The following is a 23,153-nucleotide window of genomic DNA, read 5'->3' as shown; positions in this document are numbered from 1 at the left end:
TATATAATTATTGATTAAAAACTATAGTCAACACCAAGGCTTATTACGGCTCCGGTGGAGTATGACCTGATGGTGCGTGTAGTTTCCACACCGGTAGTACTTGGTTTTATCTTTTGTGTTCTTTTAACCTGTGGGTTAAGCAGGTTTTTTCCTGAAAGCCTTAACTTCCAGTGATCTCCAAATTCTTTGCTCAATAACATATCCAGGGTTACAAAACCTTGCTCCACAATAGCGTCATTGTAGAAAGTGTCTCCTTGAGTCTGGATCTCCGGAGCTCCCAAAGCATAGATCTTGTCTGATGCATAGTTGGCGGTAATACTGGCTGAAAGCGGATTTTCAGTATTTGTACTCATATTTAGAGATCCGTTGAAGATCCAGTCAGACGCTCCCTGAAGACCTGATTCTTTAAGGCCTTTGTAGCGGAAGGTTCTTATAAGTCTTCCCTCATCATCTCTTATCTCCTTAAGGTCCTGGGTATGCCACATTCTTGAAGCATTCAGGTTAAGGTCAAGGTCGATTCCTTTTTCATCTTCAGCTGAGATCAGGTTCATCTTGGTTTCAAGCTCAATACCGTAGATTTCAGCTTTGTCTCCGGAGTTGAAGTAAGAGAAGATTCCCGCGGCACCCCTGTCCTGAACCTTATTGATAGGGTCTTCAATTTTCTTATAGAAACCTGTTAAGGAAACCAGTTCCTTGCTGGATGGGAAGAACTCCCATTTCAGGTCCAGGTTATAGTTTGTAGAGGCTTCAAGATCCGGATTACCTCGGGTTACCTGCCCGGTTGGAGATACATATTCAAAAGGAGCGATTTCCTTGAATTCAGGTAAAGTAATGGTCTTACTTGAAGCTAAACGAAGGTTGTTTCTTTCGTTAAGTTTATATTTAATGTTGAGACTCGGGTAAAGGTTCTCGTAGGACATTGCAGAAGAACCAATCCTGCCCGGGATGTTACCTACATCATAGAGAACATCCATTTCGTCCATCTGGTATCTTAATCCGATATTAAAGTTGAATTTGTTGATCCCGTAGTTCATTTTCGCGAAACCTGCCGCAGAAGTAAGGTCTGCTGCATAATAGTCAGGGTCCAGACGGTTAACAAGAAGGTTGCCATTGTTGATATTCTCTCTGGTAAATACTGCAGACAGATCGTCTATAGAAGCAGGGTTGATGCTGTTCGTGTTTCCTTCTTCGAGGCCAAAGAACTGGGAGGCGAAATCACGCTCCTTGTTTCTGTAATTGGCACCAACCGTAAAATCAAGTTTTTTGTCTTCTTCGTCGGTAACGGTGAATTTACCCTGAACAAGTCCGTTGAATTCAAGGTCGTTGATAAGCTGAACGGATTTTCTTTGCTGGAAACCTCCTGTTCTACCCAGTTCCACTTCATTTTCGTTAAAGTTGACCTCGTTTCGTATACGGTTAGGCTCATCGGCATCTACACGGTTTATTCCAACCGCCCAGTCAATTTCATTTTTTTTCCCTATAAAATGGTTACCTGAAAGCTGGTTTACCCAAAGACGGGTTTGCTTGATGTTCTGGTCTCTCACAAATTGAGAAAGTCCTTCGCTTGGGTCTGTCTCTTCAAAGATACTTCCTTCTCCGTTTCTGCCACCTTCAAAAACCTCGTCGGTAAGTTTATTGATGAATAAAGAGGTGAGCTTTACTGAACTGCTGTCGTTAAGTTCGTATGCGATAGTCGCCAGCCCTGTAGTATTGATGCTTTTCTTGAATACTTCGGCATCTGTAATGGAATCATTGATGAAGTTTGCTCTGAATTCGCGGAAAACTCCCTGGCGGTGCTCAAAAGAAGTAGACTGAGATGCAGTCCCGAAGATCTTAAGTTTTTCACCTATCTTTTTACCTGCCGTAATGGAGTAACTTGTATTTACCGGTAAGTCAGCAGTTTGGGTGTTCCAGGTTTGGTCGGTTAAAGCGTCTCTTGTAGAGAAGTCTTTATTATAAAAACCAAGGCTTGCATCATTGTTATTGGCTGAAACTTTAAAGTTGTTGAAAACCCCTCCGGAAACCGCATTGGTATTCACGCCAGTCTTGATACCAACAGCAAGTTCATCTGTTCCTGTTAGCTCTCTTGAGGTAATATTGATGTTTCCGGATGCCTGGTCGGCCGAAGTCTGGGCAGCGTATGTTTTGCTAATACTCACATCGTTGATTACCCGTGTTGGAAATAATTCAAGGTCGATATTCTTGCGTTCCACATCGTCTGATGGTATTGGCAGACCATTCATTGTAGTGTACAGGTAACGGTCTCCAAGGCCTCTTACGAAAACATCTCCGGAGCCTTCGCTGCTGGTAACCCCCGAGATCTTAGTCGTAGCCGTAGCGACATCAGATACCCCGATCTTGGCCAGTTGTTGTGCCCCGATACTTTCTTTAATTTCAACAGCTCCTTTTTGTTCAATTAATAGAGCAACCTCAGAATCCTGTCTTGAGACGGTCTTAATTACTACCTCGTCCAAAGCGGCAGCACTGGAGCCCAGTTCAGCATTGATTTCGGTTACTTTTCCGGCAACAACTTCAATGTCCGAGATTTCGCGGGTCTCATACCCAACGAAACTGAACTCTATGGTATAAGTACCGGGCTCAAGGCTTTCAAGCTTATAAAGTCCGTCATAATCTGAAGTTGTTCCTTTTGAGGTACCTTTAATAATTACGTTGGCAAAAGGGAGCGGCTCTCCGTTCATTTCCTTGTCGGTAAGTTTTCCGGCAATGGTTCCTTTTGCTTGGTCTTGCGCGTGTAATGCAGTTGAAAAAATAACGACTGCAATTAATGTGAATAAATGTCTCATTTCTGTGCTTAGTTCTTGTGGGCAAATTAAGCGCAGCTATGTAAAGCCTGTGTTAATCACTAATTAATGCTTTATGATTATAGTGTTATCTAAAGGTTACGAATGGCAGGAGGAAATAATAAGTTCAAATTAATCTTTACTTTTACAGTAGAATAACCAACTCAGTTAATTAGAAAATGAAAAAAAAAGATATCTGTATTCTGCTTGTTGATGACGAGCCGGATATTTTGGAAATTGTGGGGTATAACCTTTCAGCCGAAGGTTACCAGGTAGTAACAGCCGAGAACGGAGCCGATGCCGTGAAACTGGCCAAAAAGAAAAAACCACAATTAATCATTCTGGATGTAATGATGCCTGAGATGGATGGGATTGAAGCCTGTGAACAAATAAGGAAGATCCCGGGAATGGAGGAAAGCATTATCACCTTCCTTACTGCAAGAGGGGAAGATTATTCACAAATGGCGGGTTATGATGCCGGTGCCGATGATTATATCACCAAACCTATTAAGCCTAAGGTCCTGGTAAGTAAGGTTAAGGCTCTTTTGAGAAGGTTTCGGGATGACCAGGGGCCTTCAAATATTGTGAAAATTGGAAACCTTACTATTAACAGAGATGAGTATAAGGTTGTTAAGGATGGTAATGAAATGACTCTTCCGCGAAAGGAATTCGAATTGCTGTCTTTATTGGCTTCAAAGCCCGGTAAGGTCTTTAAGAGGGAAGATATTCTTGACAGGATCTGGGGTAATGAAGTTGTGGTAGGAGGACGTACCATAGATGTCCACATCAGGAAACTTCGGGAAAAAATAGGTGATGAAAGCTTTAAAACAGTAAAAGGAGTAGGATACAAGTTCGTGGTTTAATGCCAAAAAATTTTAAGAAATCATATAAGTTTGCGATCAAGACATCGCTATATATAACGCTTTTCGTTTGCCTGTTGGTGGGTGGTTTTATGTTCCTTACTTCCGGAGTTAAAATACTTCCACTAATTATCTTGTCGGTAATCTGCTATGTTTTCTCTTTTTTTATTATTCAGTATAGAGTAGAACATTTTATTTATAAGCGTATCCAGAAGATTTATGATAATGTGACCATTCTGGATTCAACTACTTTAAGCCCAAGCCAGGTTACCACAGATATGGCGACGCTTACCCGGGAGGTTGAAAAGTTTGCCGAAAACAAAAAACTTGAGATCGAGACTCTCAAAGTACGGGAAGCCTACCGAAAGGAGTTCCTTGGCAATGTGTCTCACGAACTCAAAACACCGCTTTTTACGGTTCAGGGCTATATTCTTACCCTGCTTGACGGAGCTATAAAAGATAAATCGGTGCGCAAGAAGTATCTGAACCGTGCGAGCAAAGGAGTGGAGCGGCTTATTTATATTGTCAGGGACCTGGATATGATCACGAAACTGGAGACCGGGGATCTCCATTTGCATGAAGAAGATTTCGATATCGTGGAGCTTATTCAAAATTCTTTTGAGCTGCTGGAAATGAAAGCCGCGAAGAAGAATATCACTCTCACTTTCGATGTGCAATATGAAGAGCCAATTTGGGTGAAGGCCGATATGGAAAGGATTCAGCAGGTAATTACCAATCTTATCGTGAATTCCATTAAATATGGTAAAAAAGGCGGCACTACAGAAATAAGTGTCGAAAACCTTATTAAGAATAAGGTGATTGTTAGGGTGACCGATAACGGGGAGGGGATCGAAAAGGAAAATATTCCCAGGCTTTTTGAGCGATTCTACCGTGTCGATAAAAGCGGTTCCCGTAAAGAAGGAGGTTCAGGACTTGGACTTTCTATCGTAAAGCACATTATTGAGGCTCACGGTGAGAAGATTTATGTGGAAAGTGTTTTTGGAGTGGGAAGCGAATTTTCATTCACCCTGGAAAAGAGCCAAAAGCCTGCTGAAGTCAACACTAAACCCGAGGCTGCCGAAGCCTGAATAATTCTTTAATTCTTCCAACTTTTTCAGGCTGAAGTCTTCCTGCCTGCAGAAAGGAGCTATCCCCAGTGTCTTTAGCCTTTCTGCGAGATATTCCTGTTCGAATTGCCCGGGTGTTGGAATGAAAAAAGCCTTTTTTTCAAGTTTCGACAGGTCCATAATGCTGGAATAGCCTGACCGGCATAAGACGAGTTCACTGCTGTTTACGGCCTCTTCCAGCTCTTTACCGTACATATGATTTCTGATCTTAAGATTGGGATTTTCGCTAGCGATTTCTTCTCCTTCCATAACGCCCCGAACGAACAGTAATTTTCCCTGGAAACCTCCCAGCTCTCTCAGAAGTATCTTTTCGAGAATCGTTCGCTGAGGTTCCGGTCCCGACAGCAAGACCATCATTTGATATTTCAGCCGGAGTTCCTTTTTTTCGAACCTGCTAAGCGGGCCTATATATTTTATATGAGGTTTTTGCTTTTTCAGGTGCCCCAGGATCCCGCTAAGATTCATTGCACCGGGCATATCAGGAATCCAGCATTCGTCAAATTTTCTTATATAGTTCTGGTGCAATTTACTGCTCAGGTAAGTGGTGTTTCCGCTTAATACATTTAACTGGTGGGTTATGAATACAGATTTCACCAGTTCAGATCTTACCCCGAATCTGTTATCTGAAATGACCCCGTTGATATTGTGGGTTTTCACCAGTTTTTCGGTTTCCAGCTTTTCCAGTTTTATGGCATTCAAGATCGAAGGTGTGTTAAGCAGTAATTTCCACTTTAAAAGAGAGCCGGAAGAAGCATATTCAATGTTATAGGAAGGCAACTCAAAACTTTTTAGGTGAGGGTGTTCTTTGCGAAGTAAGGCCAATGCAGCCCCGTCTGAAGCAAGAACAGGCTCAAAGTTTTGTTCCTGAAGTTTCTCTATGATCGGGATGCACCTGGTTGCGTGGCCAAGTCCCCAATTAAGGGCGGCAACCAAAACCCGTTTCTTCTGCATATATCAATTATATTATTACCCGCCTGTGCGCGATTTTATTTAATTTTACCAAAATATTAAATAATCAGGTGGGAAGTAAAAATAAACTGAAACGATTTAGAGAGAACGAGAGCTTTTCAAATGTCATTCAGCCCTCTCGTGAGGAGCTTACGGAAGGACAATTTAAATTGAAAGGCAACTGGAGTAAAGATTTTTTTAAGAATGACAAACCTATAGTTTTGGAGTTGGGGTGCGGAAAAGGTGAGTATAGTGTGAGCCTTGCCCGGAAAAACCCCGATAAGAACTTTATTGGCATCGACATTAAGGGAGCCAGGTTCTGGCGGGGAGCCAAAACAGCCTTGGAAGAAGGTCTTGATAATGTTGCCTTTATAAGAACACAGATCGAGCTTATTGACCTTATCTTTGATGAAAATGAAGTCGATGAGATCTGGATCACTTTCCCCGATCCGCAGATCAAGTACAAAAGGACCAAACACAGGTTGACGAATTCCGAATTTTTGCAACGCTATAAGCATATCCTGAAACCTGAGGGATTGGTGAATTTAAAAACCGACAGTGAATTTATGCACGGGTACACGCTTGGGCTCCTGCACGGGCAGGGTCACGAAGTGATCTATGCGCATCATGATGTGTACAGTAATAAATATTCGCCGGAAGAGGTTATAGGTATTCAGACATTCTATGAAAAACAGTATCTTGAGCAGGGAAAACCCATTACCTACATTCAATTTAGGATAAAATAGGCCTTTGGAAGAAACGAAACTCTTTTTAATCACATACTTTGCAGCACTTCTTGGGGTAGTGCCACCGGGACTGGTAAATATGACCGTTGCCAAGACCTGTGTGGAGCGAGGAAAGAAAAATGGGCTTTACGTGGCCGTAGGTGCCGCCATCGTAGTCCTTTTTCAGGCTTTGGTGGCTGTTATGCTGGCCAAATACATCTTTACCCATCCCTTTGTTCAGAATATCTTACTCCGGGCAGCCCTTGTTATCTTTATTCTTTTAGGGGTCTATTTCTTTAGTAAGGCAAAGCGTGGGGGGATAGCCAAACATTCCAAGAAACCGCAGTCCAATAGTATCTATAAAGGGATGCTGGTGGCCGTGTTGAATGTTTTTCCTATCCCGTATTTTGTGGCTATTGCCGGGGCAATGAATGTTGGTGTGGGCTTGGAGTATGACTGGTCCAGGGTGATCTCCTTTGCACTTGCCGGTTCCCTCGGAACATTTACCAGCTTGTATTTGTATGTACTGTTCTTTGTGAACATTGAAAAGAAGACCGAAAGTTTCGCAAAGTACTCTAATTACTTTATGGCCTTTTTGATGCTGGTACTCATCATTATTACTGTAATCAGGATCTATAACTTATGACTTTAGCGGGGAATGAAAATTTCTTTGAGCGGGTGTATGAAGTAGCTCGTAAAATCCCATACGGAAGGGTGACCTCTTACGGAGCCATCGCCAGGGTTTTGGGTTCTCCTCAGAGTGCAAGAATGGTGGGCTGGGCGATGAACGCTTCCAAAAATATAGAAGATGTGCCTGCACACAGGGTGGTGAACCGAAACGGATTATTAACCGGGAAAAGCCATTTTGGAGGCACCAATGCCATGCAACAGCTTCTGGAAGAAGAAGGTGTGAAAGTGGTGGAAGGTCAAATTCAGAATTTCCAGGACATATTCTGGGATCCTTCCGACGAATTATAGCCTGTTTTTAGCTATAACCGGGCTTTATACAGTCATAAATCAATTATAGCTAAATACTTCGCTATCTTAGCTTTTCCACCTATATTTGCATTTAGAATCAATCTATATAAGCATCTGAATTGATTAAAATTTGTCTATGAAATTAAACAGAAAAGATATTTTAAAGGCGCTTGAAACCATTTCGGTTGCCGGAGATGGTCAGAATATGGTAGAAAGCGGGGTCGTACAGAATGTGATGACCTTTGGTGATGAGGTTGTAGTAGACCTGGTAATGAGCACACCGGCCTTGCATATTAAGAAAAGAGCCGAAGTTGATGTGATGAAAGCCATTCACGAAAAGGTTTATGAAAAGGCCAAAGTGAAGGTGAACATCAAAGTAAATGCTCCAGAGAAGAAAAAACCTGAAATTAAGGGGAAACCCATTCCGGGAATCACAAATATTATTGCCGTGGCTTCCGGAAAAGGCGGGGTAGGAAAATCTACCGTTACTGCTAATATGGCCGTGACGCTTTCAAAGATGGGCTTTAAAGTTGGTATTCTTGATGCCGATATTTACGGGCCATCTGCGCCTATTATGTTCGATGTGGAAGCAGAGCGACCACTTTCGGTTAATGTAGACGGGAAGTCCAAGATGAAACCCGTAGAGAATTATGGCGTGAAGATCCTTTCTATAGGGTTCTTTACCAAGCCAAACCAGGCGGTAGTCTGGAGAGGACCTATGGCGGCAAAGGCACTAAATCAGATGATTTTTGATGCGGCCTGGGGTGAACTTGATTTTCTATTGGTAGATCTTCCTCCGGGAACAGGTGATATCCACCTTTCCATTATGCAGTCGCTTCCAATTACCGGAGCCGTTGTGGTGAGTACCCCACAAAATGTGGCCCTTGCCGACGCCAGAAAAGGAGTGGCGATGTTCCAGCAGGAGAGCATTAACGTTCCTGTCCTGGGGATCGTAGAGAATATGGCTTATTTTACTCCTGAAGAACTTCCGGAGAACAAGTATTATATCTTCGGGGAAAAAGGAGCAAAAAACCTTGCTGACGACCTGCAGGTGCCATTCCTGGGAGAAGTTCCGTTGGTACAAAGCCTGAGAGAATCGGGAGATATAGGACGTCCGGCAGCATTACAGACTGCAACTCCTTTGGAAGCTTCCTTCGAAGAGCTTACCAAGAATATGGTGCAGGAAACAGTAAACAGAAACAAAAGCTTACCTCCAACCGAAGCGATCAAGATCACCACTATGGCTGGGTGTAGTGCGGTTAAAAAGAAGTAAATGACAAGCGAAGAAGTTAAAGTGAATGTAGAAAAGGCTTTAGCCGAGATCCGTCCTTTCCTGGAAAGTGACGGCGGGAATATTTCTTTGGTTTCCATTGAAGATGACCGTTTGGTAAAAGTTCAGCTGGAAGGTGCCTGTGTAGGATGCACGGTGAACCAGATGACGCTGAAGTCGGGAGTGGAAATGACCATAAAGAAATATGTGCCACAAATAGAACAAGTGGTAAATATTGAAAAGTAAAGCCTTGCTTTACGACCAAATTTTGAAAAAGGGATGATTAAAACTGATATACTTATCATAGGCGCGGGGCCAACCGGGCTGTTTGCAGTATTTGAAGCAGGTTTATTGAAACTGAAATGTCACCTTATAGATGCCTTGCCGCAGCCGGGAGGGCAGTGTTCCGAAATATATCCTAAGAAACCTATTTATGATATTCCCGGATTTCCGGAGGTACTTGCCGGAGACCTGGTAGATAATCTTATGGAACAGATCAGGCCTTTTGAGCCCGGGTTCACCCTGGGAGAAAGAGCCCAGACCATAGATAAACAGGAAGACGGGAGCTTTATAGTGACCACTAATAAAGGCACGAAACACCACGCGCCGGTGGTTGTTATTGCCGGAGGCCTTGGTAGTTTTGAGCCCAGAAAACCCCCTATTGCCAATATCAAGGATTATGAAGATAAGGGCGTGGCTTATATCATACGCGAGCCCGAAATTTATAAGGATAAAAGAGTGGTAATTGCCGGAGGTGGAGATTCAGCCCTGGACTGGGCCATTTATCTTGCCGAGATCGCTTCTGAAGTTTCCCTCGTACACCGCCGGAAGGATTTCCGTGGTGCCCTGGATTCGGTTGAAAAGGTCGAAGAGTTATCCAAACTTGGGAAGATCAAGCTGATCACCGATGCCGAGGTGGTAGACCTGAAAGGTGAAGATGAGCTGAATTCCGTCGTGATAAGGCATAAGGATAAGGCGATGGAAGAAGAGGTGAAAGAAACCGATTATTTCATCCCGCTATTCGGACTTTCTCCCAAACTCGGGCCGATTGCAGACTGGGGGCTGGAGATCGAAAAGAATGCCATTAAGGTGAACAATTCTTACGATTATGAGACCAATATTCCTGGCATCTACGCCATAGGCGATGTGAATACATACCCGGGAAAACTAAAGCTTATCCTTTGTGGTTTCCACGAAGCTGCAATTATGTGTCAAAGCGCCTACCAGAGAATCTTCCCTGACAAGAAATACGTGATGAAGTATACTACCGTGAGCGGGGTTAGCGGATTTGACGGCAGCAAGAAGGAAGCTAAAAGAGAAGTAGTAAAAAGCATCAATTAAATAATATAAATCTTCCTGAACAGAAAGATCGGGAAGGTAAGGATCTAGTTTATGTCTGATATTAAAATAACCATTATAGACCGGGAAGGAGAAGCACATACGGTAGATGCCCCTACCGATATGAATATGAACCTGATGGAAGTTGTTCGTTCTTTTGAGCTTGCTCCTGAAGGGACCATCGGGATTTGTGGGGGAATGGCGATGTGTGCTTCCTGCCAGTGTTATGTTATGAACCTTGAGCATATGCTTCCTGAAAAGAGTTATGAGGAAGAAGATATGCTGGATCAGGCATTTTTTGTGGAAGACAACAGCCGGTTAAGCTGCCAGATCCCGATCACCGAGGAACTGGACGGGCTGGAGGTCAAACTGGCTCCTGAATCAAATTAAAAACAATAAAAAATCCGGTTAGAATTAACCGGATTTTTTATTGGATCATTGTTCAAATTCTGCATTATACCAGAACACCTTCACTAACTTCCTCTTCGATCCCATCCCATAATTTAATGCGGCTTTCCAGGGATTGGACAGCGGTTTCTTTTACTTCTTCCCATTTTTTCTCATCGTCACCGCAAAGTTGTTTTACCATCTCGTAAGCCATTGGCCCGTGCTCATCATCGTCGAGTTCAATATGGCGGTCAAAGTAATATTTGAATAATTTCAGGTCTTCTTCAGGGAATTTTTCCTGGATATTTTCTATGATCGAGGTGAACATTCCCGGGATAAGCCCTTCGCGACCAAATGTGAAGGCTGCCGCTATCTTATGTGGTTTAGCTTCAGAGATCACCTCAAAAGTGAATTTGAGGAACTGTTTGACGCTTACCGGGATCTTACTGGTGGCGATAATCAGGAAGATATCGGTTCCGTGAGAGACCTGGAAAAGAAAATCCTTTGCTTTTTGAGTATTCGCTCCGCTGGCCTTCATCGCGTCCAGATACATTTCAAAATGACTCTGATGCTTTCCATAGAGATTCACATCGGTCTCTTCAGCCAGGACGATCTCATTAATAAGATAACGGGTTTCAGGATTCCCTACCGGAAGCCACGGATTAGTGGTCTTGGTTAACCTCTCCTGTAACGCAGTAAGCAGGGACATAAAATCCCAGACCGCGAAAACGTGATGCTCCATAAAGGTCTGAAGCTGTTGAGGAGTATTGATCTTGTTATATAAAGGATGATTTAAAAGTTGCTCGATTTGTGGTTGCAGACTCTTATTGATCTCTTTTATCATATGCGCTCTTCATTTTTTGCAAAAGTATTACGCAGTCTTCGGAATCTCAAATCTTAAGGAATTTTTGTCGGACATTTAACGCTAAGATTCAGGTTTTTAGGCTATATTAAAAACTATGAGTACCGGAATAAGAGCTTCATATAACGTTATAGTCTTTTATTCAAAAAAGTCTGAAGACTATCTCCAAATGGAGGGGGTGGTGGCCAAAAAGCCGAAACCCCTCAAGAAAGAATGTTGTGAAAAATATAAAAAGGGCAAACGTTGTAAACGCTGCCCCTGTTTTGATCTTTTGTAATATTTTAATCCCGGGAATTAGAAAGCCGGCATTCCGGTAATGTCCATTCCGGTGATCAGCAGATGAATGTCGTGCGTACCTTCATAAGTGATCACGCTTTCCAGGTTCATCATATGTCTCATAATGCTGTATTCTCCTGTGATTCCCATTCCTCCAAGGATCTGTCTTGCTTCCCTTGCTATTTTAATAGCCATTTCCACATTATTACGTTTGGCCATAGAGATCTGGGCTGAAGTTGCTTTGCCTTCATTTCTCATTACTCCAAGTCTCCAGGCCATAAGCTGGGCTTTGGTGATCTCGGTGATCATCTCTGCCAGTTTCTTCTGCTGGAGCTGTTTTGAAGCGATGGGTTTGTCAAACTGAACTCTTTCCTTGGCATAGCGCAGGGCAGTGTCATAACAGTCCATAGCGGCTCCAATGGCGCCCCAGGCAATTCCGTATCGTGCGGAGTCCAAACACCCAAGAGGAGCTCCCAGGCCGCTTTTATTCGGCATAAGGTTCTCTTTGGGAACTTTTACATTGTCAAAGATGAGCTCTCCGGTGGCGCTGGCTCTTAGTGACCATTTGTTGTGAGTTTCAGGGGTGGTGAATCCTTCCATTCCTCTTTCAACTATGAGCCCGTGAATGCGTCCTTCTTCATTCTTGGCCCACACGATCGCGATATCGGCAAAAGGGGCGTTGGAGATCCACATTTTCGCACCGTTAAGCAAATAATGGTCTCCTTTGTCCTTGAAGTTAGTCACCATTCCGCCTGGATTAGATCCGTAGTCGGGTTCGGTAAGGCCGAAACAGCCCATCATTTCACCCGTGGCGAGTTTAGGTAAGTATTTTTTGCGTTGTTCTTCGGTCCCATATTTAAAAATAGGATACATCACAAGAGAGGACTGAACCGAAGCGGTGGAACGTACACCGCTGTCTCCTCTTTCGATCTCCTGCATTATAAGTCCGTAAGAGATCTGGTCGAGACCGGCCCCGCCGTATTCCTCGGGAATATATGGTCCAAAAGCACCAATTTCTGCGAGTCCGCCGATAATGGATTCAGGAAATTTAGCTTCCTGGGCTGCATCTTCAATTATAGGTGATACTTCGCGTTTCACCCATTCCCGGGCGGCGTCGCGAACCATTTTATGTTCGTCTGTTAAAAGCTCGTCAATATTGTAGTAGTCAGGAGCTTGAAAAAGGTCTGGTTTCATTTTAGTTGGGTTTATTCACAAATGTAGCCAAGACTTTTATAGCAAACAATTTTAAAATTATAATTTCAGATAGAAAGGGGAAACCAGGTTCCGGTATTCTTCGGTGTAATTATGCCGGGAAATTTCAATGATGAGTTCATCGGTCTCCGGCCCGGTTTTTTCAAAGCCCAAGGACATAAGACTTCTTTTGATTTTACTTTCCTTGTTGCCTTTAACCCTGGTGATCTTCTGTGGAAATAGCCCGGATTGTTCTGCAAGCTTAAGGAAATTCTCTTCTTCTGTAAAAGGAATGATGACACAGAAGTTTCCTTCGGGGGAAAGCAGCCTGGATACACCATCCAGTAGTTCATTGAAAGGCAGTGCTTCCGCGAACCTTGCCTGGTCCCTTTCGGCATCTCCGGAAGTATATTCGGCAGAGTAGAAGGGAGGGTTTGAAACGATGAGGTCGTATTTTTCTTCCTCTTCCATTTCTTCAACAAACTCATCAAAGGCGGCGTGATAACAAAATAACCGGTCACCCCAGTCACTGGCCTCGAAATTCTCCACGGCCTGCTCGTAGGCATTCTCATCGATCTCCAGGGCGTCTATAAGCTCTGCTGAAGAGCGCTGGGCCATCATTAAAGCGAGTACTCCAGTTCCTGCTCCAATGTCCAGTATGGAGAAAGCAGAATCTTTGATTGGAGCCCAGGCACCAAGTAAGACTCCGTCAGTTCCTATTTTCATCGCGCATCGGTCCTGTGAAACGCTGAATTCTTTGAATTGAAATGGTTTTTGTGACATACCTAAAATTAAAAAAACCGCTTCTTTTGGGAAGCGGTTTAGAATATAATTATAAAACGGAATTACTCTCCAAGAGCAACTCTTTCAAAACCTACTACTGTAAGTTCAGAATCTGCAGTTTTTACGTAATCTGCAACGCTTTGTTTGCTGTCTTTGATGAAAGCCTGGTTAACAAGGGTGTTGTCCTTGAAGTAACGCTTGATCTTACCTTGAGCGATCTTGTCAAGCATTTCTTCAGGCTTCCCTTCCTGACGAAGTGTATCTTTAGCGATCTCGATCTCTTTGTCGATAGTCTCCTGGTCTACACCTTCTTCGTTAAGGGCGATAGGATTCATAGCTGCAGCCTGCATAGAAACATCTTTAGCGATCTCTTCGGCACCGTCTACGTTCTTAGAAAGACCGGTTACAACAGCGATCTTGTTACCAGCATGGATGTAAGATCCTACGAATGGAGCTTCAAGAGTTTTGAATGCACCTATCTCGATCTTCTCTCCGATAACACCTGTTTGCTCAGTAAGTTTCTCCTGAACAGTGATCCCTTTGTACTCAGCAGCTAAAAGTTCTTCTTTAGTCGCGTAGTTAAGAGCAAGTTCAGCAAGGTCGTTAGCAAGGTTTACGAAATCGTCGTTCTTGGCAACGAAATCGGTCTCACAGTTAAGTGAAATGATAGCTCCTTTAGTGTTGTCTGCATTGGTTTTAGCAATTGCAGCACCTTCTGAAGAATCCCTGTCAGCTCTCTTAGCTGCTACTTTTTGTCCTTTTTTACGAAGAACTTCAATAGCCTTGTCAAAATCACCATCAACTTCTACAAGTGCCTTCTTGCAATCCATCATACCGGCACCGGTAGCTTTTCTTAATTTGTTAACTTCTGCGGCGGTTATCTTAGCCATAGTATTTGTTTTTTAGAATGAATGAGTCGTTTAGTTAAGTATAATGAAAGCAACTAAACGACTCATAAAATTTACCAAAATGTTATTTTATTCTTCTTCGTTTGAAGAAGCTTTGTCTAAAGTTTCCTTTTTAGATTCAAGCTTCACGTCCTTTTTAGCTTCTTTCATCGCTTTTTTGTCTTCAGCGTCTTTAGAAGGTACTTCGGCGTCTTTCTTAGATTTAGAAGCTTTCGCTGCTTTTTCTTCCTTGGCAGCTTTTTCTTCTTTCTTCTTAGAATCTTTGTTGGCTTTTCTTTCAGACAAACCTTCAACGATAGTATCAGAAACATAAGATACTACCTTGTTGATAGATTTTGAAGCATCATCGTTTGCAGGGATAACATACTCCACCTCACGAGGATCGGAGTTGGTATCTACCATTGCAAAAATTGGAATGTTTAATTTTTGAGCTTCTTTAATAGCGATATGTTCACGAGTGATATCAACTACAAACAATGCACCAGGCAATCTGGTCATATCAGAAATAGAACCTAAGTTCTTGTCAAGCTTAGCTCTTAAACGATCTACCTGTAAACGCTCTTTCTTAGAAAGGGTGTTGAAAGTACCGTCTTTCTTCATTCTATCGATAGAAGCCATTTTCTTAACGGCTTTACGGATAGTTACGAAGTTGGTAAGCATACCACCGGGCCAGCGCTCGGTAATGTAAGGCATATTCGCCTTTTCTGCTTGTTCAGCTACTATTTCTTTAGCTTGTTTTTTAGTGGCTACGAAAAGGATTTTTCTACCACTGGCTGCGATCTTTTGAAGAGCCTCTCCGGCTTCCTGCATTTTGGCAGCACTCTTATATAAGTTGATAATATGAATCCCGTTACGCTCCATATAGATATATGGGGCCATATTTGGGTTCCATCGTCTGGTTAGGTGTCCAAAATGTACACCTGCATCAAGTAATTCTTTTACTTCTACTTTGTTTGCCATTTTTGTAATAGTTTACGTTCTGTTGAAGATAGCAACCCACAGGTGGCTACTTAATAGTACGGCCCTGTGCGTTTAGATGCTAAACTAACTCCATTCGAACAGGCGTGGCCTGAACTGATGAATGGATAACAACAAAAAATTTAATTTTAAATGAACTTTTCGGGTAAATACCCGGTAAAAATTAACGTTTAGAGAACTGGAATTGTTTACGGGCTTTCTTCTGACCGTATTTCTTACGTTCCACCATTCTTGGGTCTCTCGTTAATAAACCTTCTGGTTTAAGGGTGCTTCTGTTCTCGTCATCCAACTCTACCATTGCTCTGGAAAGCGCAAGACGTACAGCTTCTGCCTGTCCGGTAATTCCACCACCATACACATTGATCTTCACATCAAATGCGTTGTCGTTACCTGTAAGGTTGAGTGGTTGATTTACTTTGTACTGAAGCGTAGCTGTAGTGAAGTAATCCTTAAGATCTTTTTTGTTTACGGTCATGTTTCCTTTTCCTTCAGAAACGTATACCCGTGCAACTGCCGTTTTTCTACGGCCAATTTTGTGAATAACCTCCATTACTTAAGATCGTTTAAGTTAATCGTTTTAGGTTTTTGAGCTTCCTGATCGTGATCAGGTCCTACATAAACCTTTAAATTTCTGAATAGGTCAGCTCCAAGTTTGTTCTTTGGTAGCATTCCTTTAACTGCCTTTTCAACAAGACGTTCAGGAGCTTTTTCTAGCAACTCGGCTGCCGTTAAACTTTTTTGTCCCCCTGGGTAACCGGTGTGACGGATGTAAGATTTTGCATCCCATTTTTTTCCGGTTAAGTTGATCTTCTCGGCGTTCGTAATTACTACGTTGTCACCACAATCAACGTGTGGGGTGAAATCAGGCTTGTGCTTACCTCTTAGTAGCTTGGCTACTTTTGATGCAAGGCGGCCCAGCGTCTGTCCTTCAGCATCCACGTGCACCCATTCTTTGGATACGGTAGCCTTGTTGGCTGATACTGTTTTGTAGCTTAATGTGTCCACACTAATTAATTTTACTTATTATTAAACATTCCATTCCCGTATTCCCGAAAATTCAATCGGGAAAACAGGGCTGCAAATGTACAATTATAAATTCATATAGCAAATATGATATTAATTAATTTAATGGCTTCGAAAGTGCTGGTTCTCAGTGGGATTTAAATTTCCTTTTTCGCTAAAAATCCTAAGGAACTTCCTCAAATGGAAATTCGCTCCAACTCTTACAATTTTAAGGAATAGCCGCTCTTATTCCAATCGATAAAAGGCACATAAACAACGATTAACGGTAAATTAATGTGTTAAAAATTTCATAAAAACCATTTAGCTTTTATAAGTTTGCATTAGAAAAATTGAAAAAAGCTATGAATAACCTACTCTCAATTAAGGCTTTAGCCGGGCTGCTGCTCGGTGCGAGCATACTTACAAGCTGCGAGCCTGAAAGTGCAATGATCCAGCAAGAATCTCCTGAAGTCGGAAATTTTACCGCAAGTATAGACAGAAATTCTCTTGTAGGAGAATGGAAGGTGAGCACTATGGAAGCCGATACTCTTGTAGACCTTAATGGAGATGGTACCGGGAATTACAATTTGTTGTTAGAAACAGCCTGCTTCGATAATATGGGGGTTGTCTTTAATGATGACGGAACCCTCTCTACCACGAATTCCAAGCTCGATTTCAGAGCCGGACCTAACGGTGACGAATTTGCCTGTACTGCAGATCGTACCGATACGGGCATCTGGAGGGTTGAAGGCGATGAACTGGTAATGGACCTGAATATTGACGGAAATATTTATACCAACAGGAAACAGATCACCCAGACCGAAACAACTTTTGGCTTTGAGGTTACTAAATTCGAATCACAACAATATGTAGACGATCCCGGGGATACTCACGCATCGCATATAAGGATACTTGCTTTGGAATATACCAAAGTGAATTAATGTCTTAATATAATTTAGTTTAAGTGAAGCAAGCCCCCGCTATAATAGTTGGGGGCTTTTTTATTGGGAATACTTGACTTGTTAAAAAAAACTTAAAATCGAAAGGATTCTGTCACATATCAGCTTTTTGGAAGTCTTATAAATGTCATCAATCATCAAAATTTACAAATGCACATCATCAAAACCGCCAGCCTTTTCTTTATTTTCTTTTCACTCTTCACCGTAAATGTTCATTCTCAGGGAAGTTCAATACCGGAGGCTGAAATTGATCCCGATACAGATTTTCTGCAAAGAACTTATACTACTTCTTCAATTTCCGGCGAAGCAATAGAAATAGACGGGCTTATCGAGGAAGCAGCCTGGGAAGCCGTAGAATGGTCTGGGAATTACAAGGAATTTGAGCCTGATAATAATACAGCCCCTGCAGAGGAGACTAAAATGAAGATCGTCTATGATGATAAGAACCTTTATGTGGCTTTCAGGTGTTATGCCGATCCCGAAAGTATTGTTCAGCGTATGGGGAGAAGGGACGATTTTCCCGGAGATTGGGTAGAGCTGAATATAGACAGTTATAATGATGACCGAACTGCATTTTCGTTTACCATTTCTGCCAGCGGGGTGAAAGGTGACGAGTTCATTTCAAATAACGGAAATTTTGATCCTAGCTGGAACCCTATCTGGTATATGAGTACCAACCTGGATGATGAGGGCTGGACCGCTGAAGTGAAGATCCCTTTAAGTCAGTTAAGGTTCGGTAATGAACAGGAGCAGGTTTGGGGAATTCAGTCTACCAGGCTGGTCTTTGAGAAAGGGGAGCGTTCAACCTGGCAGCCTGTGCCGGCAAATCCGGCTGGCTGGGTGAGTTCTTTCGGAGAATTAAGAGGGCTGAAAAACTTAAAACCTCAGAAGCAACTGGAGATCCAGCCTTATTCCGTGGGGCGATTCAATTCTTATGAAGCTGAAAAGGGAAACCCTTTTAAAACAGGGGAAGATGGAGAGCTTACGGCGGGGCTGGACGCCAAAATAGGAGTCACCAACGACCTTACCGTAGACCTGACCATAAATCCTGATTTTGGACAGGTAGAAGCCGATCCGGGTGCTGTTTCTCTCGATGGTTTCGAGATCTTCTTTGAAGAGCGCAGGCCCTTTTTTGTGGAAAACAAAAGTGTTTTCGATTATAGCTTTGCCGACACCCAGGATAACCTTTTCTTTTCAAGAAGGATCGGACGTACTCCGCAGGGAAGTGCCTACGGCCCCAATACGGCTTATGTAGATCAGCCTAATAATACCACCATTCTCGGTGCTGCGAAATTCAGCGGGAAAACTGAAGACGGCTGGACCATTGGCGTGCTGGAATCACTAACGGCAAATGAATTTGCCGATGTGATTGGTGAAGATGGTGAGGAGCGGGAGGAGTTGGTGGAACCGCTTACCAATTACTTCGTGGGCAGGCTTCAGAAAGATTTTAACGATCGCAACAGTTATATAGGAGGGATGTTTACCGCTACCCATCGTAACCTTGAGAATAATCTGCCTATGCTTCATAATGAGGCATATTCTGGCGGCCTTGATTTTAAACATAACTGGAAAGAGCGTACCTATTACCTGGAAGGTAGTGCGGTGATAAGTAAGGTGAAAGGAAGTGAGGAGGCTATTGCAGATACCCAGAATTCCATAGTGCATTTATTCCAGAGAACAGATGCAGATCACGTTGAAGTAGACCCAGAAAGAACCTCCCTTACCGGAACAGGAGGGCGTCTGGAATTTGGGAAAGGCGGAGGAGATAACTGGCGATATAAGCTTGGAGGAAAGTGGCTCTCGCCTGAACTGGAGCTGAACGATATCGGTTTTTTAAGACAGGCCGATGAAATAAAACAGTATGCCGGGATTATAAGACTGTTCAATAAGCCAACAGATTTATACCGAAGGGCTCATATAGTATTGGAGCAATCTACCTCTTTCGATTTTGAGGGCAATCATAACAGGACACATTACGAGCTTCAGGCTTTTATGAATTATAAGAACAACTGGTGGACGGAGATCGGGGGAGCGCATAAACCCCGGATCTTTATTAATAGTTTCCTGAGAGGAGGTCCGCGCTGGAGATACAACGAGGAAGATTACTTCTATGCTTTCGTGGGTAGTGATCAGACTAAAAAGCTATTCGGAAAAGTGGGTTATATTCACTCTGATGCGACTCAGGACAATTTCCGGTTCAGGGAATACAGGGCCGGCTTAAATTACCAGCCTCTTAATTCTATGAGCCTGTCTCTGGATCTTAGCTTTGCCAAAAATCCTAATAAGACCCAGTATGTTGCCGAGCGATCTTTTGAGGATAATGCCAGGTACATCCTTGGGGAGATCGACCAGGAAACCCTGAGTGCTACCTTCAGGCTTAACTATAACATTAACCCTAATCTCACTATTCAATATTATGGGCAGCCCTATATTTTTAAGGCAGATTATTCCAATCTGAATTATGTGCTGGATCCTGTGGCAAAAGACCTTAATGATCGGGTCGCCTGGTTTGACGAGGAGCAGGTGTCATTCGAAAATGATACTTACCTGGTAGATGAGAACAGGGATAATATTACCGATTATATGATCAAAAATCCCGATTTCGCTTTTGTGCAATTCAGGTCGAACCTTGTAGCGCGTTGGGAATATATTCCCGGATCTGAAATTTACCTGGTATGGTCCCAGGGAATAAACGGGATGGGAAATGTGGATAACGGAATTAATTCAATAGTAAATAACCAGTTGCTTAGGCAAAAGCCGACGAATACTTTTCTGATCAAGGCAACTTACAGATTTATATTATAAATTGGTGGTAGGTTGTGGTACATAGTTGGGAAGTGTGGTTGCTCCCAACTATGTCTCCACAATAATCTTCTCCGAAATTAGTGCGCTTCCAGCCAGTTGTCTCCGGTGCCTAATTCCACATCTAATGGGACCTCCATTTTGTAGGCGTTCTCCATTTCTTCTTTTATGAGTTTGCTGATTTCCGGAAGTTCTTCCTTGTATGCATCAAACACCAGTTCATCATGTACCTGCAGCAGCATTTTAGTCTTGTAGTCTCCTTTTTCCAGTTTACGATAAATGTTGATCATTGCCAGTTTGATAATGTCGGCGGCGCTTCCCTGAATCGGGGCGTTTACCGCGTTCCTTTCTGCGGCTCCCCTCACCATTGCATTTCTGGAGTTGATATCCTTCAGGTACCTTCTGCGTCCTAAAATGGTTTGCACGTACCCGTGTTCCCTTGCGAATTCCACCTGGTCGTGGATGAAATTGCTGAGTTTCGGGTAGGTTTTATAATAGGTGTCTATAAGCTCTTTAGCTTCTGAGCGGCTCAGGCTGGTCTGGTTGCTCAACCCGAAAGCAGAAACCCCGTAGATGATCCCGAAATTCACCGTTTTGGCATTGCTCCTTTGTTCTCTTGTCACCTCTTCTAAAGGAACATTGAAGACTTTCGCCGCGGTAGAAGCGTGAATATCCTCTCCTTCACGGAAGGCTTTTATCATATTCTCTTCGTTGCTTAGCGCAGCGATAATTCTAAGCTCAATCTGGGAATAATCGGCAGCCAGCAAAGTGTAATTTTCATCTCTGGGTACAAAGGCTTTTCGCACTTGTCTTCCTCTTTCAGTCCTGATTGGAATGTTCTGAAGGTTGGGATTGTTCGAGCTCAGTCTTCCCGTGGCAGCTATGGTCTGTACATAATCGGTATGCACGCGGCCGGTGGTTTTTTCCACCTGACCAGGCAAGGCGTCCACATAGGTATTCTGAAGTTTTACAAGCCCGCGGTAATCCAGCACGTGCTGAATGATCGGGTTGTCTTTGGCGTGAGCCGAGAGCACATCTTCGCTTGTTGAATACTGGCCGGTTTTAGTCTTTTTAGGCTTCTTTGCAATGGCCATTTTTTCGAAAAGGATAACTCCCAGCTGCTTTGGGGAGCTGATCTTGAATTCTTCTCCCGCCTCGGCATAGATCTTTTGTTCCAGTTCCTTGATGTCATTTTCAAGGGCTTCGGAAAGGGAAGCGAGGTATTTTTCGTCCAGTTTGATGCCTTCCAGTTCCATTGCAGCAAGAACTTTTACCAGGGGGATCTCAATTTCGTCGAAGAGCTTGCGCGTGTTGGCCTCCTGCAGTTCCTTGTCAAAGAAGTGCTTTAGCTGAAGGGTGATATCGGCATCCTCATTGGCGTATTCGGTTTGCTTGTCCAGGGCAACGTCCCGCATCGACTTCTGATTCTTTCCTTTTTTACCGATAAGCTCAGAAATTGGCTGCGGCGTGTAGTTGAGGTAGGTTTCCGCCAGCACATCCATATTATGCCGCATATCGGGGTTGATCAGGTAGTGCGCGATCATCGTGTCAAAAAGCGGACCTTCAACCTTGATATTATATTTAGCCAGGACCTTGATATCGTATTTCAGGTTCTGTCCTGTTTTTTCGATTTCTTCAGATTCGAAGAAAGGGCGCAGTTCTTCAATAAGTTTCTGGGCTTCTTTTTGATCTTCGGGGAAAGGAAGGTAATAGCCTTTTCCGGTGTCCCAGGAAAATGCGATCCCAACAAGTTCGGCTTCCAACGGGTTCAGGCTGGTGGTTTCGGTATCAAAACACACGCTTTTCTGCTTCATCAGTTTTTCAAGGAAGAGTTTTCTCGCCAGTTCTGTATTTACGCTTTGATAAACGTGAGAAGTGGTTTCCAGTGTTTTTCTGCCTGAACTGCTTTCAAGTTTTTCGGCTTCTCCTTCATTGAATAAGGAGAACTGTCCGGAGCCGGCTACTTTCGCATTTTTCTTAGCAGAAGGTGAATTGGTGACCTGGGTTTGTGTTTCTTCTTCTGCCTCGCCGCTGAATAATTTGATGAACTGGTCCTTAAGTCTTCGGAATTCCAGCTCATCAAAGATTTTAACTACCTTTTCGGCATCGGGCTTGGAAAGTTCATAATCTTCAGCGTGGAAGGTCACCTCGCAATCGGTCAGGATGGCTGCAAGTTGCTTGGACATTCTTCCCTGTTCGGCGTGCTCTTCCACCTTTTCCTTCATCTTTCCCTTCAGCTGGTCGGTATTGGCAAGAAGCTCTTCCATACTTCCGAATTGCTTCAGGAATTTCTTCGCGGTTTTTTCACCTACGCCCGGAAGTCCCGGGATATTGTCTACTGCATCTCCCATCATTCCGAGGAAATCTATCACCTGCTCGGGTCTTTCTACCTCAAATTTCTTCTGAACCTCGGGAATCCCCCAGATCTCGATCCCGTTCCCCATTCTGGCGGGACGGTACATAAAGATGTTCTCGGTCACCAGCTGGGCAAAATCCTTGTCTGGTGTAACCATATATACTTTATAGCCTTCTTTCTCGGCCTGCTGGGCAAGAGTCCCTATAATATCATCGGCTTCACAACCGGGTAATTCCACCACCGGAATATGCATCGCTTTAAGAATGTCCTGAATATAAGGAATTCCGTCTTTTATAGGTTCGGGAGTGGCATCCCTGTGTGCTTTGTATTCGCTGAAAAGCTCGGTTCTTACCTCGCTTCCGTCCTTGTCAAAACACACCGCTAAATGATCGGGTTTTTCTCGGCGTATCACATCGAAAAGGGAATTCATAAACCCCATTATGGCTGAAACGTCGAAGCCTTTGGAATTGATCCTCGGGTTTTTGATAAAAGCATAGTATCCCCTAAAGATCAGGGCATAGGCATCAACAAGAAAAAGGCGTTTTTGAGCAGACATATATTTTGGAATATTATTTTTTCAGAATATCCCAAAACTACAAAGA

General features: G+C 43.3%; 21 protein-coding genes. 11 read left to right on the top strand and 10 right to left on the bottom strand.

Annotated elements, in window-relative coordinates:
* Positions 1-14: 14 nt before the first annotated feature.
* A complete protein-coding gene (locus ACFQ3Q_RS00915; protein ID WP_380742019.1) occupies positions 15-2,804 on the bottom strand; it encodes a TonB-dependent receptor in 2,790 nt (929 codons plus the stop codon).
* A gap of 176 nt (positions 2,805-2,980) precedes the next feature.
* Between ACFQ3Q_RS00915 and ACFQ3Q_RS00910 the strand changes: the two genes are divergently transcribed.
* Together ACFQ3Q_RS00910 and ACFQ3Q_RS00905 are read left to right on the top strand one after the other, a co-directional pair.
* Positions 2,981-3,664: a response regulator transcription factor gene (locus ACFQ3Q_RS00910; RefSeq protein WP_380742017.1), complete on the top strand. Its 684-nt coding sequence runs from the start codon at positions 2,981-2,983 to the stop codon at positions 3,662-3,664.
* A gap of 89 nt (positions 3,665-3,753) precedes the next feature.
* On the top strand, positions 3,754-4,749 hold the full coding sequence (locus ACFQ3Q_RS00905) for a sensor histidine kinase (protein WP_380745566.1): 996 nt from the start codon (positions 3,754-3,756) through the stop codon (positions 4,747-4,749).
* Here ACFQ3Q_RS00905 and ACFQ3Q_RS00900 read toward each other — a convergent pair.
* Positions 4,681-5,739 (bottom strand): glycosyltransferase, encoded by a 1,059-nt coding sequence (locus ACFQ3Q_RS00900; protein WP_380742015.1) that lies wholly within the window; start codon positions 5,737-5,739, stop codon positions 4,681-4,683. The genes ACFQ3Q_RS00905 and ACFQ3Q_RS00900 overlap by 69 nt on opposite strands.
* Positions 5,740-5,807: 68 nt before the next feature.
* Between ACFQ3Q_RS00900 and trmB the strand changes: the two genes are divergently transcribed.
* From trmB to ACFQ3Q_RS00865, 7 genes are all read left to right on the top strand, one after another.
* On the top strand, positions 5,808-6,482 hold the full coding sequence (gene trmB / locus ACFQ3Q_RS00895; protein ID WP_380742014.1) for a tRNA (guanosine(46)-N7)-methyltransferase TrmB: 675 nt from the start codon (positions 5,808-5,810) through the stop codon (positions 6,480-6,482).
* 4 nt (positions 6,483-6,486) lie between these two features.
* Positions 6,487-7,107 carry a LysE family translocator gene (locus ACFQ3Q_RS00890; RefSeq protein WP_380742011.1) on the top strand — a complete coding sequence of 207 codons (621 nt, stop codon included), beginning with the start codon at positions 6,487-6,489 and terminating at the stop codon, positions 7,105-7,107.
* Complete coding sequence (locus ACFQ3Q_RS00885) at positions 7,104-7,439, top strand: MGMT family protein (protein ID WP_380742009.1); 336 nt, start codon at positions 7,104-7,106, stop codon at positions 7,437-7,439. Before ACFQ3Q_RS00890 ends, ACFQ3Q_RS00885 begins: the two co-directional genes overlap by 4 nt.
* Positions 7,440-7,575: 136 nt before the next feature.
* Entirely contained in the window at positions 7,576-8,712 is a 1,137-nt protein-coding gene (locus ACFQ3Q_RS00880) for an Mrp/NBP35 family ATP-binding protein (protein WP_380742007.1), read from the top strand.
* Complete coding sequence (locus ACFQ3Q_RS00875; protein ID WP_380742005.1) at positions 8,713-8,955, top strand: NifU family protein; 243 nt, start codon at positions 8,713-8,715, stop codon at positions 8,953-8,955.
* Between the two features lie 33 nt (positions 8,956-8,988).
* Positions 8,989-10,050 carry an NAD(P)/FAD-dependent oxidoreductase gene (locus ACFQ3Q_RS00870; protein WP_380742003.1) on the top strand — a complete coding sequence of 354 codons (1,062 nt, stop codon included), beginning with the start codon at positions 8,989-8,991 and terminating at the stop codon, positions 10,048-10,050.
* Positions 10,051-10,101: 51 nt separating this feature from the next.
* A complete protein-coding gene (locus ACFQ3Q_RS00865; RefSeq protein WP_380742001.1) occupies positions 10,102-10,437 on the top strand; it encodes a 2Fe-2S iron-sulfur cluster-binding protein in 336 nt (111 codons plus the stop codon).
* Between the two features lie 64 nt (positions 10,438-10,501).
* Here the strand turns inward: ACFQ3Q_RS00865 and ACFQ3Q_RS00860 are convergent, their stop codons facing one another.
* The 7 genes from ACFQ3Q_RS00860 to rplM all read right to left on the bottom strand — a co-directional run bounded on the left by ACFQ3Q_RS00860 (position 10,502) and on the right by rplM (position 16,437).
* On the bottom strand, positions 10,502-11,278 hold the full coding sequence (locus tag ACFQ3Q_RS00860) for a DUF3050 domain-containing protein (protein WP_380742000.1): 777 nt from the start codon (positions 11,276-11,278) through the stop codon (positions 10,502-10,504).
* Between the two features lie 312 nt (positions 11,279-11,590).
* Entirely contained in the window at positions 11,591-12,766 is a 1,176-nt protein-coding gene (locus ACFQ3Q_RS00855; RefSeq protein WP_380741998.1) for an acyl-CoA dehydrogenase family protein, read from the bottom strand.
* Positions 12,767-12,823: 57 nt separating this feature from the next.
* Positions 12,824-13,546 (bottom strand): tRNA1(Val) (adenine(37)-N6)-methyltransferase, encoded by a 723-nt coding sequence (locus ACFQ3Q_RS00850; protein WP_380741997.1) that lies wholly within the window; start codon positions 13,544-13,546, stop codon positions 12,824-12,826.
* Positions 13,547-13,608: 62 nt separating this feature from the next.
* Positions 13,609-14,436 (bottom strand): translation elongation factor Ts, encoded by an 828-nt coding sequence (gene tsf / locus ACFQ3Q_RS00845; protein ID WP_380741995.1) that lies wholly within the window; start codon positions 14,434-14,436, stop codon positions 13,609-13,611.
* Positions 14,437-14,523: 87 nt separating this feature from the next.
* On the bottom strand, positions 14,524-15,414 hold the full coding sequence (gene rpsB, locus ACFQ3Q_RS00840; protein WP_380741993.1) for a 30S ribosomal protein S2: 891 nt from the start codon (positions 15,412-15,414) through the stop codon (positions 14,524-14,526).
* A 181-nt stretch (positions 15,415-15,595) separates the two neighbouring features.
* Positions 15,596-15,982, bottom strand: a complete 387-nt coding sequence (gene rpsI, locus ACFQ3Q_RS00835) for a 30S ribosomal protein S9 (RefSeq protein ID WP_380741992.1) — start codon at positions 15,980-15,982, stop codon at positions 15,596-15,598.
* On the bottom strand, positions 15,982-16,437 hold the full coding sequence (gene rplM, locus ACFQ3Q_RS00830; protein WP_380741990.1) for a 50S ribosomal protein L13: 456 nt from the start codon (positions 16,435-16,437) through the stop codon (positions 15,982-15,984). The genes rpsI and rplM overlap by 1 nt, the downstream gene beginning before the upstream one ends.
* Positions 16,438-16,796: 359 nt before the next feature.
* Here rplM and ACFQ3Q_RS00825 point away from each other — a divergent pair, with 359 nt between their 5' ends.
* The gene (locus tag ACFQ3Q_RS00825; protein WP_380741988.1) at positions 16,797-17,375 is read left to right on the top strand and encodes a DUF5004 domain-containing protein; all 579 of its coding nucleotides are present in this window, start codon (positions 16,797-16,799) and stop codon (positions 17,373-17,375) included.
* A 168-nt stretch (positions 17,376-17,543) separates the two neighbouring features.
* Complete coding sequence (locus ACFQ3Q_RS00820; RefSeq protein WP_380741986.1) at positions 17,544-20,198, top strand: DUF5916 domain-containing protein; 2,655 nt, start codon at positions 17,544-17,546, stop codon at positions 20,196-20,198.
* Positions 20,199-20,275: 77 nt separating this feature from the next.
* On the opposite strand, the gene polA is transcribed toward ACFQ3Q_RS00820, so the two are convergent.
* Complete coding sequence (polA, locus tag ACFQ3Q_RS00815) at positions 20,276-23,107, bottom strand: DNA polymerase I (RefSeq protein WP_380741984.1); 2,832 nt, start codon at positions 23,105-23,107, stop codon at positions 20,276-20,278.
* Positions 23,108-23,153 lie beyond the last annotated feature (46 nt).

Source organism: Salegentibacter chungangensis (assembly GCF_042678405.1).
In the GTDB taxonomy this organism is placed as follows: domain Bacteria; phylum Bacteroidota; class Bacteroidia; order Flavobacteriales; family Flavobacteriaceae; genus Salegentibacter_A; species Salegentibacter_A chungangensis.
Note: the sequence above shows the minus strand (reverse complement) of the source record. Positions and strands in the feature narration are given on the sequence as shown.

Excerpts from the sequence above, each read along its gene's own strand:
- ACFQ3Q_RS00865 (WP_380742001.1), top strand. The coding sequence starts at position 10,102 with ATGTCTGATATTAAAATAACCATTATAGACCGGGAAGGAGAAGCACAT.
- rpsB (WP_380741993.1), bottom strand. The coding sequence starts at position 15,414 with ATGGCAAACAAAGTAGAAGTAAAAGAATTACTTGATGCAGGTGTACAT.
- ACFQ3Q_RS00885 (WP_380742009.1), top strand. The coding sequence starts at position 7,104 with ATGACTTTAGCGGGGAATGAAAATTTCTTTGAGCGGGTGTATGAAGTA.
- rpsI (WP_380741992.1), bottom strand. The coding sequence starts at position 15,982 with ATGGAGGTTATTCACAAAATTGGCCGTAGAAAAACGGCAGTTGCACGG.
- ACFQ3Q_RS00905 (WP_380745566.1), top strand. The coding sequence starts at position 3,754 with ATGTTCCTTACTTCCGGAGTTAAAATACTTCCACTAATTATCTTGTCG.
- ACFQ3Q_RS00910 (WP_380742017.1), top strand. The coding sequence starts at position 2,981 with ATGAAAAAAAAAGATATCTGTATTCTGCTTGTTGATGACGAGCCGGAT.
- tsf (WP_380741995.1), bottom strand. The coding sequence starts at position 14,436 with ATGGCTAAGATAACCGCCGCAGAAGTTAACAAATTAAGAAAAGCTACC.
- ACFQ3Q_RS00825 (WP_380741988.1), top strand. The coding sequence starts at position 16,797 with ATGAATAACCTACTCTCAATTAAGGCTTTAGCCGGGCTGCTGCTCGGT.
- ACFQ3Q_RS00875 (WP_380742005.1), top strand. The coding sequence starts at position 8,713 with ATGACAAGCGAAGAAGTTAAAGTGAATGTAGAAAAGGCTTTAGCCGAG.
- ACFQ3Q_RS00860 (WP_380742000.1), bottom strand. The coding sequence starts at position 11,278 with ATGATAAAAGAGATCAATAAGAGTCTGCAACCACAAATCGAGCAACTT.
- ACFQ3Q_RS00820 (WP_380741986.1), top strand. The coding sequence starts at position 17,544 with ATGCACATCATCAAAACCGCCAGCCTTTTCTTTATTTTCTTTTCACTC.
- ACFQ3Q_RS00855 (WP_380741998.1), bottom strand. The coding sequence starts at position 12,766 with ATGAAACCAGACCTTTTTCAAGCTCCTGACTACTACAATATTGACGAG.
- polA (WP_380741984.1), bottom strand. The coding sequence starts at position 23,107 with ATGTCTGCTCAAAAACGCCTTTTTCTTGTTGATGCCTATGCCCTGATC.
- ACFQ3Q_RS00900 (WP_380742015.1), bottom strand. The coding sequence starts at position 5,739 with ATGCAGAAGAAACGGGTTTTGGTTGCCGCCCTTAATTGGGGACTTGGC.
- ACFQ3Q_RS00880 (WP_380742007.1), top strand. The coding sequence starts at position 7,576 with ATGAAATTAAACAGAAAAGATATTTTAAAGGCGCTTGAAACCATTTCG.
- ACFQ3Q_RS00870 (WP_380742003.1), top strand. The coding sequence starts at position 8,989 with ATGATTAAAACTGATATACTTATCATAGGCGCGGGGCCAACCGGGCTG.
- ACFQ3Q_RS00850 (WP_380741997.1), bottom strand. The coding sequence starts at position 13,546 with ATGTCACAAAAACCATTTCAATTCAAAGAATTCAGCGTTTCACAGGAC.
- ACFQ3Q_RS00915 (WP_380742019.1), bottom strand. The coding sequence starts at position 2,804 with ATGAGACATTTATTCACATTAATTGCAGTCGTTATTTTTTCAACTGCA.